Genomic DNA, 12,993 nt, shown 5'->3' with positions numbered 1-12,993 from the left:
CTGCGTCACCGTTCCATGCTCACGCCATGCGCTCTGGAGCAGCTTGCGTAACGTGACCTTATTGATTGCTCAGGGCATGACCACCACTCACGATCTGCATGTGGTGGATACCCTGCCACTGGTTTCACCGGCTTTGCTGCACGGGGATTTCCCAGCCGACGCCAAGGCCACTGAAACTGTCGCCACCGCCAGACAGCGCATCCAGGCCATTCTCCAGGGAGAGGACCACCGCTTGCTGGTGATCGTTGGCCCCTGTTCCGTGCACGACGTGGATGCGGCCCTTGACTACGCCCGCCGCCTCGCCCCCTTGAGGTCCCGTTATGCGGGGGAACTGGAGGTGGTGATGCGGGTTTATTTCGAGAAGCCTCGAACGACTGTGGGCTGGAAAGGATTGATCAACGATCCCCACCTCGATGGTTCCTACGACATCAATACCGGTTTGCGGATGGCGCGCTCTCTGCTTCTGGATCTCGCCAGAGACGGCATGCCCACTGCGACGGAATTGCTGGATCCAGTGGTGCCGCAGTACATCGCAGACTTGATCAGCTGGACTGCGATCGGTGCCCGCACCACAGAAAGTCAGACCCACAGAGAGATGGCCTCTGGTCTTTCGATGCCCGTGGGCTACAAGAACGGCACCGACGGCAGTGCCACCATCGCCATCAATGCGATGCAGTCAGCCTCCAGTCCCCATCATTTTCTGGGGATCAATTGCGAGGGGAATGCGTCCATCGTGAGCACCACCGGTAATCCCTATGGCCATTTGGTGTTGAGGGGAGGCAACAGCGGCAGTAACTACCACCTGGAGGCGGTTCAGGAGGCATGCTCGGAATTGGCTGGAGCTGGCCTCCCGGATCGTTTGATGGTCGACTGCAGTCATGCCAATTCCAACAAGGACTATCGCCGCCAGGGCGAAGTGCTCAGGGCTGTGGCTGCTCAAGTTCAGAAGGGATCAACCCATGTGATGGGTGTGATGTTGGAAAGTCATCTGGTGGAAGGCAATCAGAAAATCAGCGCTGATCGCTCCTCACTCACCTACGGACAGAGTGTTACTGATGCCTGCATCAGCATTGAAGCAACGGCTGAGTTGCTCGCTGAGCTGGCTGAATCCGTGAAGAAAGCTGGCACTCCTGCATCCGGGATTCCGGTGGCTTGAGCAGTGATCAAGGTGGCGGCCGTTCAAACGGTCATCCACATCCAGCTCAGCCCCACCGCCATCGGCACAGTGAGGTTGTCGATTCCCCAGCGGCCCCATTGCTCGAGGCCAACGGCCAGAGCACAAACAGCGATCAGACGCAGGGGATGCAGAGGACTTTGGCTGATCAGTATCAGCAGGAGCAACACCAATGCCGTGACCAAGCCCATCGTGACCGTGCCAGCAACGGATTTCCGCTGTTGCCATACGGTCCAGCTGGGAGATGTCATGCCACGGCCCACAAGGCCCGCCAGACCATCGGCAAAGGCCATCACCAGCACTCCGGAGCAAACCGCAACCGCTTGTTCGGGCCAGAACAGCAGCAGCAGCAGGCTGATGGCTAGTCCATACGCCACGGTTCCGTAGCTGTTGCGGTCGACATCCTCAACAGCAGGTAGAAGTTGGATGCGGTGATTGATCGCGGTGATCACGGTGACGGTGAAGGCCACTGGCACTGCAATCGATGCTGGAATTGACAGCCACCAGGCCAGGACAACGACAGGACCGGTGCCGATGTGCACGATCTTGCGACTGAGCTCTCGTTGTTCGGGCCATCGCTTCCGAGAGACCAGTGCTGCTGAGAGCACCAGCAGCATCCAGATGCCGATGATCAGCAGGGACGAGAGCAAAAACTCAGGCCGCCTGCTGATGGTTGGTCATCACACGCAACTTCAAGATGGCCTTGGCTTCCAGCTGCCGCACCCGTTCCCGCGACACATTGATTTGACGGCCGATTTCAGCCAGCGTCAGTGGTTCTGCTCCATCCAGTCCGAAGCGCAATTTGAGGATTTTTTGCTCACGCTCATTCAACTGAGAGAGCCATCCGCCCAGGTGCTCCTTCTGAATGCTGCGATCCATTCCCTCCATTGGCTCAGCACCATTGGGATCTGGAATCAGTTCACCGAGCGTGCTGCGATCTTCTTCGCCACGGGCATGGGCATCCAGGGATGCGCAGGGCGCGCTTTGGGCAATGAGGTCTTCGAGATCGCGCGGTTCGATGCCCATCGCGCTTGCCAGTTCCAGTCGATTCGGTTGCCGACCGAAGCGGTGAGACAGCTCACGCGTGATGCGGCGCATCTTGGAGAGCTTTTCGCTGATGTGAATCGGCAAGCGAATGGTGCGTGCGCTGTTGTCAATCGCGCGAGTCATCCCCTGGCGAATCCACCAGTAGGCATAGGTCGAAAATTTGTAGCCCATGGCAGGGTCGAACTTGTCGACGGCCCGCTCCAGGCCGATGGCTCCTTCCTGAACGAGATCGAGCAGCTCCAGGCCCTGGTTCTGATATTTCTTGGCAACGCTCACCACGAGGCGGAGGTTGGCGGCCATCATCCGATCCCGGGCACGCTTGCCCATGCGGATGCGGTGACGCTGCCTGGGAGTGCGATCCTCCTCAGCAATATCGAGTAGCTCCTTCATGGCTTGCACATGATGAGCAAGCTCGATTTCTTCGGCTGCAGTGAGCAGTGGAACTCGTCCAATGCTGCTCAGGTAATAACCAATTGAATCAGTGGCCAAGCGCCCGCTTTGACGTGACGAGCGACTGGAAGTTGAGCGTGAACGTGCACTGCTGTCACGACGACCAGTGGTCGGCAACACAGGCTCTGATGAAGCAACTTTTTGAGTTACTCCTTCAGATTCCAGAGGGATCCCCATCACCCTGGCCTCCTGAAAATTAGATTTGCGAAAAATTTAGCACCCGGAGCAAAGAGTGAAGTGATTAATTCGAAAGTTTTTACGAATCAATGATGCAGTGTTAAGTCTCGTGGATCGAATATGAAATAAAGACAAAAAGCACAATTTCGCTGTATCGATGAACACGGGTCTTGCTTGATCAATTTTTCGCGACCAGCCCTTTTCTCCAGGTTTCAATCAGGCTCAACTGCGAATTACGCTCTTCGCCCTTTGGATGGCGCTGACTGAAGGAACCATCGGTCTGCATATCGAATGATCCACGGTTGTCATCGAGATAGATCTGCATCAAGCGTTCCAGTTGCTCTCGAAGCGCTGGTTCTTCAATGGGTGTCACAGCTTCAACGCGTCTGTCCAGATTTCTTGGCATCCAATCAGCGCTGCCGATGTAAACCTCCGGTTCGTTGTGATTGGCGAACCAGAACAGGCGTGAGTGTTCAAGAAAGCGACCGATGATGCTCACCACGCTGATGTTGTCGCTCACGCCCTCGCGACCTGGGTACAGGCAGCACATGCCGCGCACAATCAGTTCGATCTTCACGCCTGCCTGGGAGGCTTCGTAGAGCAGGGCGATGATGCCTGGATCCACCAGTGAATTCATCTTGGCTCGGATATGGCCGCCGCGGTCGTGCTGAGCATGTTCAATCTCACGGCGAATCAGATGTTCCATGCCTTTACGCAGTGATACCGGTGCAACCAGCAACTTGCGGAACTCCTGCTGTTTAGAGAAGCCGGTGAGGTAATTGAACAATTCCACCAGATCCTGGCCGAGTTCGGGTCGTGCCGAAAGCAGGCCAAGATCGGTGTAGAGGCGTGATGTCTTCGAGTTGTAGTTACCGGTGCCGATATGGACATAACTGCGGAGACGTTCCTTTTCCTTGCGCACAACCAGCACGATCTTGGTGTGGGTTTTTAGGCCCAGAACTCCATAGACGACATGCACTCCTGAGCTTTCCAGGTGTTTGGCCCACTGGATGTTGTTGTCTTCATCGAAGCGTGCTTTGAGTTCCACCAGCGCCATCACCTGCTTGCCGTTTTCCGCAGCACGAATCAACGCGGCGATGATCGGTGAATCCTTTGAGGTGCGATAGAGGGTCATCTTGATCCCCATCACCAGAGGATCGTCGGCGGCCTGGTTGATGAATTCCTCCACGGATGTGGAGAAGAGGTCGTAGGGGTGATGCAGAAGCACATCGCGGCGGCGGACCACCGAAAAAATGCTTTCAAATTCCTCCTCTTTGATGGAGCCGTCTTCGAGCATGTTGCGCTGGGCACGACGCAGTACCGAGGGTGTCTGGCCCGAGTGGGACTCGTTCTTGAGATTCGCCAATGGGATTCCCATCAGACCGAACAGATCGTCGAGGCCCAGAGGACCGTCAACCCTGTAGAGATCGGCTTCCTCAACGGACATGCCATCCATCAGCATCTCGACAACGTCCTGTGGCATTCCCTCGGCGACTTCGAGCCGCACCACTTCGCCTCCCATGCGGCGTTTGCGCAGGCCCTGCTCAATGGCGATCATCAGATCATCAGCTTCCAGGTCGCGCAGTTCCAGATCCGCATCCCGGGTGACGCGGAAGAAGTAGTGCCCCTCGATGCTCATGCCTGGAAAGAGAAGGCCGAGGTTGAAGGCCACCACCTGTTCCAGGGGAACGGCCGTGTGAACTGCCTCAGATTGTTCAGCTGCGAGGTCGGTGGGTATGGCAACGAATCGAGGCAAGATCGTCTGAGGCACCTTCACGCGGGCCAGCAGCCGCTGACCGGTGTCCGGATCGTCAATCAGAGCCGCCACATTCAGGCTGAGATTGCTCACGAAGGGAAAGGGATGAGCCGGATCCACTGCCAGCGGCGTTAGCACTGGAAAAATCGCCGTCTGGAAGTAGTTATCAACCCAGAGTCGTTGGCGTTCGTTGAGCTGTTCGTAATCGAGCAGATGGGCGCCGTGGTTGTGCAGTTCGGATCTGAGCTGGCTGCGGTAGTGCTCCTGCTGCCGTTTCAGTAGGGGTGCGAGATGTTCCCGTATCGCCTGCAGCTGTTCCAGTGGCGTGCGTCCGTCCTCGCTGCGCTTATCAATGCCCGCTTCCACCTGGGCCTTGAGGGAGGCCACCCTCACCATGAAAAATTCGTCGAGATTGTTGCTGAAGATGGCACTGAATTTGGCCTGCTCCAGCAACGGGGTGCGTTGATCCAGGGCCTGAATCAGCACGCGCTCATTGAAGGCGATCCAGCTGAGCTCTCGGTTGATGTAGAGGTCGGTGGAGAGAGCGTTGTCACTCATCGGGTGACCAGATGTGCATGAACCGACTTGCGAAACGTAGCAATTGTCCAGAGGCCGGACTGCAGGTTTTTTGATGTTCTGCAGCTGGTTGCGTCATTGCGACCTAGAGGGCAGCGGGCTGCCTCCCACCAGCAGCATCACCATGATCAGCAGACAGGCACTGCCAACGAAGGGACTGATCTGTCCCAACAGGTCGTAGCTGAGTCCGGCCAGAGGTGGTCCCAGGAAACTCCCCAGGCTCTGCAGTGCCTGAAGGCTGCCCAATGCCGTGCCCTGGCCCTCCGAGTCGAGGCGGCGCGACACAAGACTGCGCAGGCTCGGGGTGACCAGGCCTGTTCCGGTGGCGAGGATGGCCACGGAACTGAACACGCCGATCTGAGCCTGTTGAGGTGATGTCGAGGGAATCAGCAGGCATCCAAGGATCACCAAGCCCAGACCGATCAGGGTCAGTTTCCATTCTCCGAGTTGTTTCACGAGGGGACCGATCAGGCCTCCCTGCACCACGGTGGCCACCACGCCCACAATCAGGAAGGCGGTTGTGGCGAGCTCTGGTCCCCAGTTGAAGCGCTGTTTGAAATAGAGCACCAGGATGGCGGTGAAGCCGTTGAAGGCCAGAAAGAACAGGAAGAAGCTGAGACAGAGTCGCCCGACAGCGGGGTTGCCAATCACCTTGGCGATCTGGGCGAAGGGGTTGAGATCTCGTTTGCGCGGCATGGCTTGGCGCGCCGAGCGGGGATGGGTCTCTGGAAGCAAACCCAGCACCACCAGCAGGTTGAACAGGGCGAAACCGGTGGCCACCCAGATCGGCACGGTCACGTTGATGCGGGCTAGTTGTCCTCCCACGAACGGTCCGATGATGAAGCCGAGACCAAAGGCCACCCCGATCAAGCCGAAAGCGCGTGCCCGTTGTTCCTCCGGAGTGATATCAGCCAGCACTGCTCCAGCGGTGGCTGCGGTTCCGCCGCTCACACCATCGATGAGGCGAGCGCCGAACAGCAGCATCAGCGGCAAAGTGGCGCCCTTGGGCCAGTCCATGCTCACGGTGAGGGCGAACAGGCCCAGACCCAGTACCGAGCCTGCAACGCAGGTGGCGATCACGGGCCGGCGGCCGAAGCGATCACTGAGGGCTCCGATCAGTGGTGTGGCAGCAAACTGCGCGAGTGCGTAGCTGCCGGCCAGCAGACCTAGTGTGCGCCCATCGGCGTTGAAGCTCGCCAGTAGGAATGGCAGCAATGGGAAGACGATGCTTTCGCTGAGTCGGTCATTGAGCAGCGTCAGAAAGGCGCTGAGCAGAGTGGGGACACGTGGTTGCTGCAAGGCAGCCGCTGGGCAGGTGAGACTCACATTCCCATAGGCACTGGCCATGGTCCTGCGTTTGATCGTTCCAGCTGACGAGATTCTTCTCCGGGAGATCTATGCCGATGCCATTGAGAGTCAGGCTCCACAGTTGTATTCGGATCAGCAGGTGAAGTCCTGGGCAGCACTCGCCTGGTTGCCGGGTGTGCTGGATCAAACCCTGAAGCAGGGTTCCGGCTGGATCAGTGGTGAGGATGCCGCTTTTGCGATGCGTTATCCGCAGGACCGGCTTGCTCTTCTGTATTGCCGGGGCCGTGCGGCACGTCAGGGCCACGGCAAAGCGCTCCTAGAGAGACTTGAAGCCGATGCGATCGCGGATGGCGTCAGATCCCTGCGCACCGAAGCCAGTCAGTTCAGTCGTCCGTTGTTCGAGCGCTATGGCTGGAGCCTGGTTGCCCCGGAAACGATCACGATCGCTGGAGTGCCCTTTGAGCGCTATCGGATGCACAAAGCACTGGGCAAGCTGCGCAGCTGATCAAGCTGATCCAGTGCTCGACCTTGCTCGAGCACGGTGGTGGCCATTGCAATGCCCGAGTCGAGATTGTCGCTCAGGCCAGCGTTCCAGAGATAAGCACCTGCGTTCCAGCGCAGAGCTTCGCTGAGGGGACCACGGTTGCTGAGCGCTTCGAGGGCCTGGCTCTTCCAGGTGCTCTCCGACGACCACTCCACGTCTGCGTTGTGGCATCCGTGATCGCGGGGGTGAAGGATCAGACGTTCAGCCTGACCATCGCGGACACGGGCTGTGATGCAGGCCCGACCGATGGGAAGATCTGTTCCTCCTTCCAGGCCTTTCACAGTTAGCAGGTCGGTTTCGCCTGCAAGTCTGAGCGCTTCCCAGGCCCGGCTTTCGGTTGGTGGGTGCACAAACCCACTCACCAGAAGGTGGTCTCCCTGGTGGGCCGTCCATAGGAGCTCGAGGCTGGCCACGGGAGGCCGTTTTCCCAGTTCTTCCCGGTAATGAATCAGTGTTTCCGCGATCGCGAAATGATCCGGTTGATGAATGAGCGCGAAGCCATGTGTGTTGAATCCTTCCTGAACAGTGCTCAGGGGCAGCCCACCCAGATTCAGATCCAGAAGGTGGAACAGATCGATGGCTGTGATGCCGTATTTGATCGGCATGCGGTCACCCCCCTGCAGCACGACCGGTTGACCGCAAGCCACCAGCACAAGGCTGGTGAGTGGGTAGATGGGCGCAGTTCTGGTCCGACCGTCAAATGGCATGCCGAAGCAGAGCGGTCTTCTCTGATCGGCAGGGCTGTGAACAACGGGCCCCATCGATCGATAGGTGTCGAGCATGCCGGTGAGCTCTTGGGGCTCCGGCCGGCGTATGCGGTGCGCAATCAGGAAGGCGCCAATCTGTGCCGGCGTGGCCTCCTCTCTGAGCATGAGTGCCAAAGCATCGGCAGCTTCCTCTCGACTCAAGCCTTTGCTGGTGTGTTCGCCGCTACCGACTTTGCGTAGGTGCTGTTTGAAGCGTTCGCGGCCGCTGCCGACAGTGCTTGTCAAGGGCCATACCAACGCTTCATGCAGTGTTCTGTAGCGAGGTCACTTTCAGGGGTAGCGATTGCTACCGATCGCTTCACGCAAGCATCGAGAGCCCTTCAAAACGTCCATGTTGAGGATGGCTGGGGTTATGGCGCCCATCGGCGTAATAAAGCCGCTCAAGCACCAAACTTGTGGTGACACTTGAGTTGTGATTTTGGCGATTCAGCAGTGTGGCGAGTGTGCGAAAAAGAGTGTTCATTGATCACACGTTCAATGAACTCAATACAGCAGTTCTGAATCATTCGAGATGTAGTCAATGCATCCAAAACAGATTTTGGTTTTGGTTGCCTTTGTAGCTGTTTTCTGCTGCAAGACGCGACAATCTCTTCCCGATTTCAGTATTTTTTATGACTGTTTCGTCCATGTCTACGCCATCACTGGCGGCCCCATCTCCTTCCACATTGACCGCCTCGTTGATGGCTGCCAAAAAAGCGAAAGGGATGAGTTTCGCCGATCTTGAGGCGGCTCTTGGGCTTGACGAGGTGTGGATTGCTTCTCTGTTCTATGGACAGGCCACAGCCTCTGCCGATGAGGCTGAGAAGCTGGCGTCATTACTGTCGTTGGACCCCGCAATCACAGCTGCGATTCAGGAGTTTCCGACCAAAGGCAGTCTTGAGCCTGTGATTCCAACCGATCCCCTGATCTATCGCTTTTACGAGATCATGCAGGTGTATGGCATGCCGCTGAAGGATGTGATTCAGGAAAAGTTTGGAGATGGAATCATGAGTGCTATCGATTTCACCCTGGATGTGGACAAGATTGAAGATCCTAAGGGTGATCGTGTTCAGATTACGATGTGCGGAAAGTTTCTCCCATACAAAAAGTGGTGACTCCACTTGTTGGTTTTTACTGAAGTAACGCAATAAAGTTTTCAGCCCGACAAACGTCGGGCTTTTGTTTGCTCAGATTCGAAATTGCTGTTGCAACTGTTGGCAGGCCAATTGTTTGCGTGATTCACTGCTGAGCGTTTGGCTGAGCTCTTTCAGCCAACGTTGACTGATCGGAGTTGCGATGCAGCCAAGGGCACGGAACGCAGCAGCAGCGACATCGTCGGATCCGGTTTTGCACAGATCCGATAGGTGTTCACTGATCACCGCCCCATCCCTGCGTTGCAACACCCGAATCGTGGCGATCACTACTGGATCGCGGAAATCGTTGAGGGGTTCAGTGCATAACTTGAGTAATTCCTCGTCGCTCAGGCTATGAGCGCGGAAACCCACTAACTGCAATCCCGCCAAGCGATGATGTTGTCCGGGGTGATGCAAACACTCCTTCACCACATGTTCTGGAACATCTGCACCCCAGCAAGACAAAGCCTCAAGAATGCAGAGGTTGACTTCAGCTAATTCGGAGCTGTTTTTGAGTTGATCAAGTAGCCAGTCTCTCGCTGCTGGCTGGTGGCACAGTCCAGCTGCCAGCACAAGATCGGGAAGTGCTCCATGCTGCTGAATCAATCGTTCAATGATTGGCCAGCCTTGTTCAGCCAGCATTCCAAGCTTTTCGCAGAGCGCACGGCGTAGCTCAACTGAAAAGCTGGGAGAGTAAACCTCCCCCAGCCATTCGGGCTCCAAAGGAGCACGTCGTGATTTTGAAAGCCGTTCCCAGAGAACGGCTTCATTCACGGGTAGAGACACAGAACATCAATCAGCGGGCGCCAAGCTCAGCGGCCAGCTCGCGTTCCAGTTTGTCATCATGTTCGCTTGGAAGCACGTTACTGATGTTGGTGCGGTGGGTGCTGTAAAAGAGCATGCCGATGAACACCATGCCGCCAATGATGTTGCCAATGGTGACGGGCAGGAAGTTCCAGAAAATGCACTTCCAGAAAGGAACTCCAGATCCGAGGATTGGCCCGGCGGTGTGCAGAAACTGATTCACCACAATGTGCTCCATCCCCATTGATTGGAAGGCTGTGATGGGTAGCCAGCAAGCCAGAATCTTTCCAGGCACACTTTTACTCACCAGGGCCATGGTTACACCGAGGCAAACCAGCCAGTTGGCGATTAAGCCTCGAATAATGGCAAGGAAGAATCCCATCGACTGAAGGTTCTCATATTTGACAACAACGTTGGTTTTATTCAACGCGATGATTTTTGCTGCCACCTGTTGCCACATTCCACCACCATCAGCAGCTGATGCAGGATCAACTGTTCCTCCACTGGTGAGGCTGATGGCCATCAGAACTGCCACAACCGCAGTTCCAATCCAGTTGCCGAGCCACACCCAACCCCAGTTTCGAAAGGTTGCACCCCAGGTGCTTTTACCTGCCCAGGTGGCCATTGGCAGAAGAGCGAAGTTGCCTGTGACCAACTCCATGCCAAACAAGACAATGCTGGCGAAACCGAATGGGAAGAGCAGCGAGCCCAGCCATGGTTGACCACTTTTGAGCCCCACTGTGAGTGCAAGGATCACGGCCAGACCAAGGATGGCTCCCGAATAAAATCCTCTGAGCAAGAGGTTTTTGACGCTGACGGTGGATTTCTTGCCACCGGCACCGATCATGCCGTCAACAAGTTCATTGGGCAGGACGTAGTCCATCTGTGAAGCAGTCACACTCATGAGTTCAATGCGGTTAAGAGGGAATGAAGTGATTGATAAAGTGCTGAGATCAACAGTTAGCCGCTGATCTTGTTCATTAATCTGGAAAACGCATCCTGCTGATGCGCAGCCCGTGAAATCGGTTGTTTATCTTGGCCAGCTTTTGTAAACCAGTTGACCAGTCTTGAGAACAAATCGCTGTTGCTAGACATAAATTAATAATGCAAGTTGTCGTGTGTTTGGTTTGCCTGTGATGGCCTCAAAAAGTCAGCACCAACACGGCAAAACGATTGATCTGTTCAGCTGTTTCAGCTTTTAGTTCGCGGTTTTGCGCCGAATCGTTCAATCAGCACTTCGCGCAGAACCTCTTTGATGTTTTCAGCCGGAATGGCCTTCTGATGAAGTTCACCCACCGTCGGATTGGGTCCTTGTGATCCACCAAGGGTCATCGTGTAGCCATCATCTGTTTTGCCCTCACTGTTTTTGGCTTTGGCGCCTGTCAGGCCGATTGCGCCCATGTAGGCCTGGCCGCAGCTGTTGGGGCAACCTGTCCAGTGAATTTTCAGTTCTTCAGGCAGATCAAGCTCCTGATCGAGCTCTTTGGCAGCTGCCAAGGCTTGATCCTTGGTGTTGGTGAGTGCAAATCCGCAATACGTGCTTCCTGTGCATGACACGGTGCCAGCCGAAATCGCACCAGGTTTTAGCGGAAATCGTGCGAGCAGTGGATCGCTTTCAAAAGCTTCGACCTGTGCTTGCGGCAGTCCAACAATGATCACGTTCTGATCTTCAGTGAGCCGCACTTCTCCGCTTCCGTAGGTGATGCTCGCTGTGGCCAGATCATGAAGATCCTGTGCTGTTAGTCGACCAACCGGAACGTGGAGACCCGCAAAGACGAGCCCATCCTGTTTTTGCGGGTGAATGCCGTAGTGCGATCGGGGCGTGGTGTCAAACACAGACCCTGGGTCGGGTGTTAATGGCCCGAACTGTTCTTCAACCTGATTGCGGAAGTTGTCGTGGCCAACTTCATCGAGATACATTCTGAATCGACCTTTCGGGCGTTTGTTGCGTTCTCCGTTGTCTCTCCAGAGACGAATCACCGTATCGGTCATCCGACAAATTTCATTTGGCTTGACCCAGGCATTCAGCGGAATGGCATAGGCATTCATCTGTGATGAAAGAATGCCGCCAATCCACACAGCGAATCCCATCACACCATCTTTTTCAACGGGATGGAATGCAATGTCGTTGTGAAGAAGGAAATTGTCTTTTGCACCGGCTACTGCCGTATTCCACTTTCTGGGAAGATTGGAGTACTCAGGATTGCCCTTTCGGTTGTTTGTTAAAAAGTTTTCAAGTTCATCCGTGTAAGGTCTGGTATCGAGAATTTCCTTTGGATCAATTCCCGCAATTGGGTTTCCGGTGACATTGCGGGGGTTATCAAAGCCAGACTGGATGGTACTCAGATCAGCCTCTTTCAGGCGCCTGAGGATTTCTGGCAGGTCGCCAAGAAGCACTCCTCTCAATTGCAAGTTCTGCCTGGTGGTGATATCACAGTTGCCGTTATCTCCGTAGCGCTCAACAATGGATCCGATAACGCGTAACTGTTGAGCCGAAAGCACGCCGTTCGGAACCCGCAGGCGCAGCATAAATTTGCCGGGTGTTTTCGGCCGCCAAAACATTCCATACCATTTCAATCGCAATTGAAGGTCGGTTTCATCAACCTGCTCCCACCCCATTTCGGCAAATTTCTCAATCTCACTTCCAACTAGTAGGCCATCTTTGGCCGACTTGTTCTGCTCGATCTTATTCAGCTTCTTGCCATCCAGATAAGGCCTGGAAGGTGAGCTAGTCGTCATGATCTTGTTAAGCAAAGAGTGACTTGATTGATCATCAATTAATGCTGATCAATCAAATTGTTCAGAGGAACGCTTCGCAATGGGGTGAAGCGCCATGGCATCAGTTAACAAGTTCGTGACCCTCTTGTTTGTAGTGGTTCAAACAGTTTTCGCGGTTGGCCGTGAAATGAATCTCGATTGCTGAATTGGTGGCTATGGCTACATTTATTTTTGCTGATTGGGCACTAGAAGGCTGACTTCCGCGGAATCAGTATTGGCGTCCTATTTCGCCAATCATTCGGATGGCTCCGTAGCGAAGCATCTGCCAAACGCGTTTCATGGCGGCGAAATCCCGGTCGAGTTCACTTTTGAACCGGGAGTCCCTGTGGTTACTGCTGCGTCTGTTATCGGCATGCCAATGACGGTTGGCCCTTTCCGAGCGATAGCTTTGAACGGTGGAGTCTCGCTGGAACCGACCTTCAGAGACAGTGCGATCTATGGATCGACGGCGTGGCATGGCAGCAGGAGGAATGACAATTCATCGATGACAGCAGTCAGTT

At 55.4% G+C, this 12,993-nt stretch carries 14 protein-coding genes; 3 read left to right on the top strand and 11 right to left on the bottom strand.

Features of this window, described 5'->3' with window-relative positions:
- Nucleotides 1-76: 76 nt before the first annotated feature.
- On the top strand, nt 77-1,156 hold the full coding sequence (locus SynMITS9220_RS13090) for a 3-deoxy-7-phosphoheptulonate synthase (protein WP_186989798.1): 1,080 nt from the start codon (nt 77-79) through the stop codon (nt 1,154-1,156).
- Nucleotides 1,157-1,179: 23 nt separating this feature from the next.
- On the opposite strand, the gene SynMITS9220_RS13085 is transcribed toward SynMITS9220_RS13090, so the two are convergent.
- The 4 genes from SynMITS9220_RS13085 to SynMITS9220_RS13070 all read right to left on the bottom strand — a co-directional run bounded on the left by SynMITS9220_RS13085 (nt 1,180) and on the right by SynMITS9220_RS13070 (nt 6,527).
- Nucleotides 1,180-1,824: a diacylglycerol/polyprenol kinase family protein gene (locus SynMITS9220_RS13085; protein ID WP_255483145.1), complete on the bottom strand. Its 645-nt coding sequence runs from the start codon at nt 1,822-1,824 to the stop codon at nt 1,180-1,182.
- Between the two features lie 4 nt (nt 1,825-1,828).
- Nucleotides 1,829-2,848 (bottom strand): RpoD/SigA family RNA polymerase sigma factor, encoded by a 1,020-nt coding sequence (locus SynMITS9220_RS13080; protein ID WP_067093499.1) that lies wholly within the window; start codon nt 2,846-2,848, stop codon nt 1,829-1,831.
- 178 nt (nt 2,849-3,026) lie between these two features.
- A complete protein-coding gene (gene ppk1 / locus SynMITS9220_RS13075) occupies nt 3,027-5,162 on the bottom strand; it encodes a polyphosphate kinase 1 (RefSeq protein WP_186989796.1) in 2,136 nt (711 codons plus the stop codon).
- 93 nt (nt 5,163-5,255) lie between these two features.
- Complete coding sequence (locus SynMITS9220_RS13070; protein ID WP_074160720.1) at nt 5,256-6,527, bottom strand: MFS transporter; 1,272 nt, start codon at nt 6,525-6,527, stop codon at nt 5,256-5,258.
- On the opposite strand from SynMITS9220_RS13070, the gene SynMITS9220_RS13065 reads away from it, so the two are divergent.
- The gene (locus SynMITS9220_RS13065) at nt 6,526-6,993 is read left to right on the top strand and encodes a GNAT family N-acetyltransferase (protein ID WP_186989794.1); all 468 of its coding nucleotides are present in this window, start codon (nt 6,526-6,528) and stop codon (nt 6,991-6,993) included. The genes SynMITS9220_RS13070 and SynMITS9220_RS13065 overlap by 2 nt on opposite strands.
- Here SynMITS9220_RS13065 and SynMITS9220_RS13060 read toward each other — a convergent pair.
- The 3 genes from SynMITS9220_RS13060 to SynMITS9220_RS13050 form a co-directional block, all read right to left on the bottom strand.
- Nucleotides 6,954-8,024 (bottom strand): anthranilate phosphoribosyltransferase family protein, encoded by a 1,071-nt coding sequence (locus tag SynMITS9220_RS13060; protein ID WP_186989792.1) that lies wholly within the window; start codon nt 8,022-8,024, stop codon nt 6,954-6,956. The two genes, SynMITS9220_RS13065 and SynMITS9220_RS13060, sit on opposite strands and share 40 nt — an antisense overlap.
- Before the next feature lie 73 nt (nt 8,025-8,097).
- Nucleotides 8,098-8,262 carry a cyanate hydratase gene (locus SynMITS9220_RS13055; protein ID WP_186989790.1) on the bottom strand — a complete coding sequence of 55 codons (165 nt, stop codon included), beginning with the start codon at nt 8,260-8,262 and terminating at the stop codon, nt 8,098-8,100.
- A 54-nt stretch (nt 8,263-8,316) separates the two neighbouring features.
- On the bottom strand, nt 8,317-8,490 hold the full coding sequence (locus SynMITS9220_RS13050) for a hypothetical protein (RefSeq protein ID WP_186992292.1): 174 nt from the start codon (nt 8,488-8,490) through the stop codon (nt 8,317-8,319).
- Between SynMITS9220_RS13050 and cynS the strand changes: the two genes are divergently transcribed.
- Nucleotides 8,441-8,893: a cyanase gene (gene cynS / locus SynMITS9220_RS13045; protein ID WP_370594401.1), complete on the top strand. Its 453-nt coding sequence runs from the start codon at nt 8,441-8,443 to the stop codon at nt 8,891-8,893. The genes SynMITS9220_RS13050 and cynS overlap by 50 nt on opposite strands.
- Nucleotides 8,894-8,965: 72 nt before the next feature.
- Here the strand turns inward: cynS and SynMITS9220_RS13040 are convergent, their stop codons facing one another.
- The 4 genes from SynMITS9220_RS13040 to SynMITS9220_RS13025 all read right to left on the bottom strand — a co-directional run bounded on the left by SynMITS9220_RS13040 (nt 8,966) and on the right by SynMITS9220_RS13025 (nt 12,950).
- Nucleotides 8,966-9,685, bottom strand: a complete 720-nt coding sequence (locus SynMITS9220_RS13040) for a HEAT repeat domain-containing protein (RefSeq protein ID WP_255483142.1) — start codon at nt 9,683-9,685, stop codon at nt 8,966-8,968.
- Between the two features lie 22 nt (nt 9,686-9,707).
- Nucleotides 9,708-10,598: a formate/nitrite transporter family protein gene (locus SynMITS9220_RS13035; RefSeq protein WP_186992268.1), complete on the bottom strand. Its 891-nt coding sequence runs from the start codon at nt 10,596-10,598 to the stop codon at nt 9,708-9,710.
- A gap of 308 nt (nt 10,599-10,906) precedes the next feature.
- Entirely contained in the window at nt 10,907-12,454 is a 1,548-nt protein-coding gene (locus SynMITS9220_RS13030) for a ferredoxin--nitrite reductase (RefSeq protein WP_186992266.1), read from the bottom strand.
- Between the two features lie 247 nt (nt 12,455-12,701).
- Entirely contained in the window at nt 12,702-12,950 is a 249-nt protein-coding gene (locus SynMITS9220_RS13025) for a hypothetical protein (RefSeq protein ID WP_255483141.1), read from the bottom strand.
- Between the last annotated feature and the right edge of the window lie 43 nt (nt 12,951-12,993).

The organism is Synechococcus sp. MIT S9220 (assembly GCF_014304815.1).
GTDB lineage: Bacteria > Cyanobacteriota > Cyanobacteriia > PCC-6307 > Cyanobiaceae > Synechococcus_C.
This window is presented reverse-complemented; position numbering and strand designations above follow the sequence as displayed.

Excerpts from the sequence above, each read along its gene's own strand:
- SynMITS9220_RS13090 (WP_186989798.1), top strand. The coding sequence starts at position 77 with ATGACCACCACTCACGATCTGCATGTGGTGGATACCCTGCCACTGGTT.
- SynMITS9220_RS13080 (WP_067093499.1), bottom strand. The coding sequence starts at position 2,848 with ATGGGGATCCCTCTGGAATCTGAAGGAGTAACTCAAAAAGTTGCTTCA.
- ppk1 (WP_186989796.1), bottom strand. The coding sequence starts at position 5,162 with ATGAGTGACAACGCTCTCTCCACCGACCTCTACATCAACCGAGAGCTC.
- SynMITS9220_RS13065 (WP_186989794.1), top strand. The coding sequence starts at position 6,526 with ATGGTCCTGCGTTTGATCGTTCCAGCTGACGAGATTCTTCTCCGGGAG.
- SynMITS9220_RS13070 (WP_074160720.1), bottom strand. The coding sequence starts at position 6,527 with ATGGCCAGTGCCTATGGGAATGTGAGTCTCACCTGCCCAGCGGCTGCC.
- SynMITS9220_RS13055 (WP_186989790.1), bottom strand. The coding sequence starts at position 8,262 with ATGAACACTCTTTTTCGCACACTCGCCACACTGCTGAATCGCCAAAAT.
- SynMITS9220_RS13035 (WP_186992268.1), bottom strand. The coding sequence starts at position 10,598 with ATGGACTACGTCCTGCCCAATGAACTTGTTGACGGCATGATCGGTGCC.
- SynMITS9220_RS13030 (WP_186992266.1), bottom strand. The coding sequence starts at position 12,454 with ATGACGACTAGCTCACCTTCCAGGCCTTATCTGGATGGCAAGAAGCTG.
- SynMITS9220_RS13025 (WP_255483141.1), bottom strand. The coding sequence starts at position 12,950 with ATGCCACGCCGTCGATCCATAGATCGCACTGTCTCTGAAGGTCGGTTC.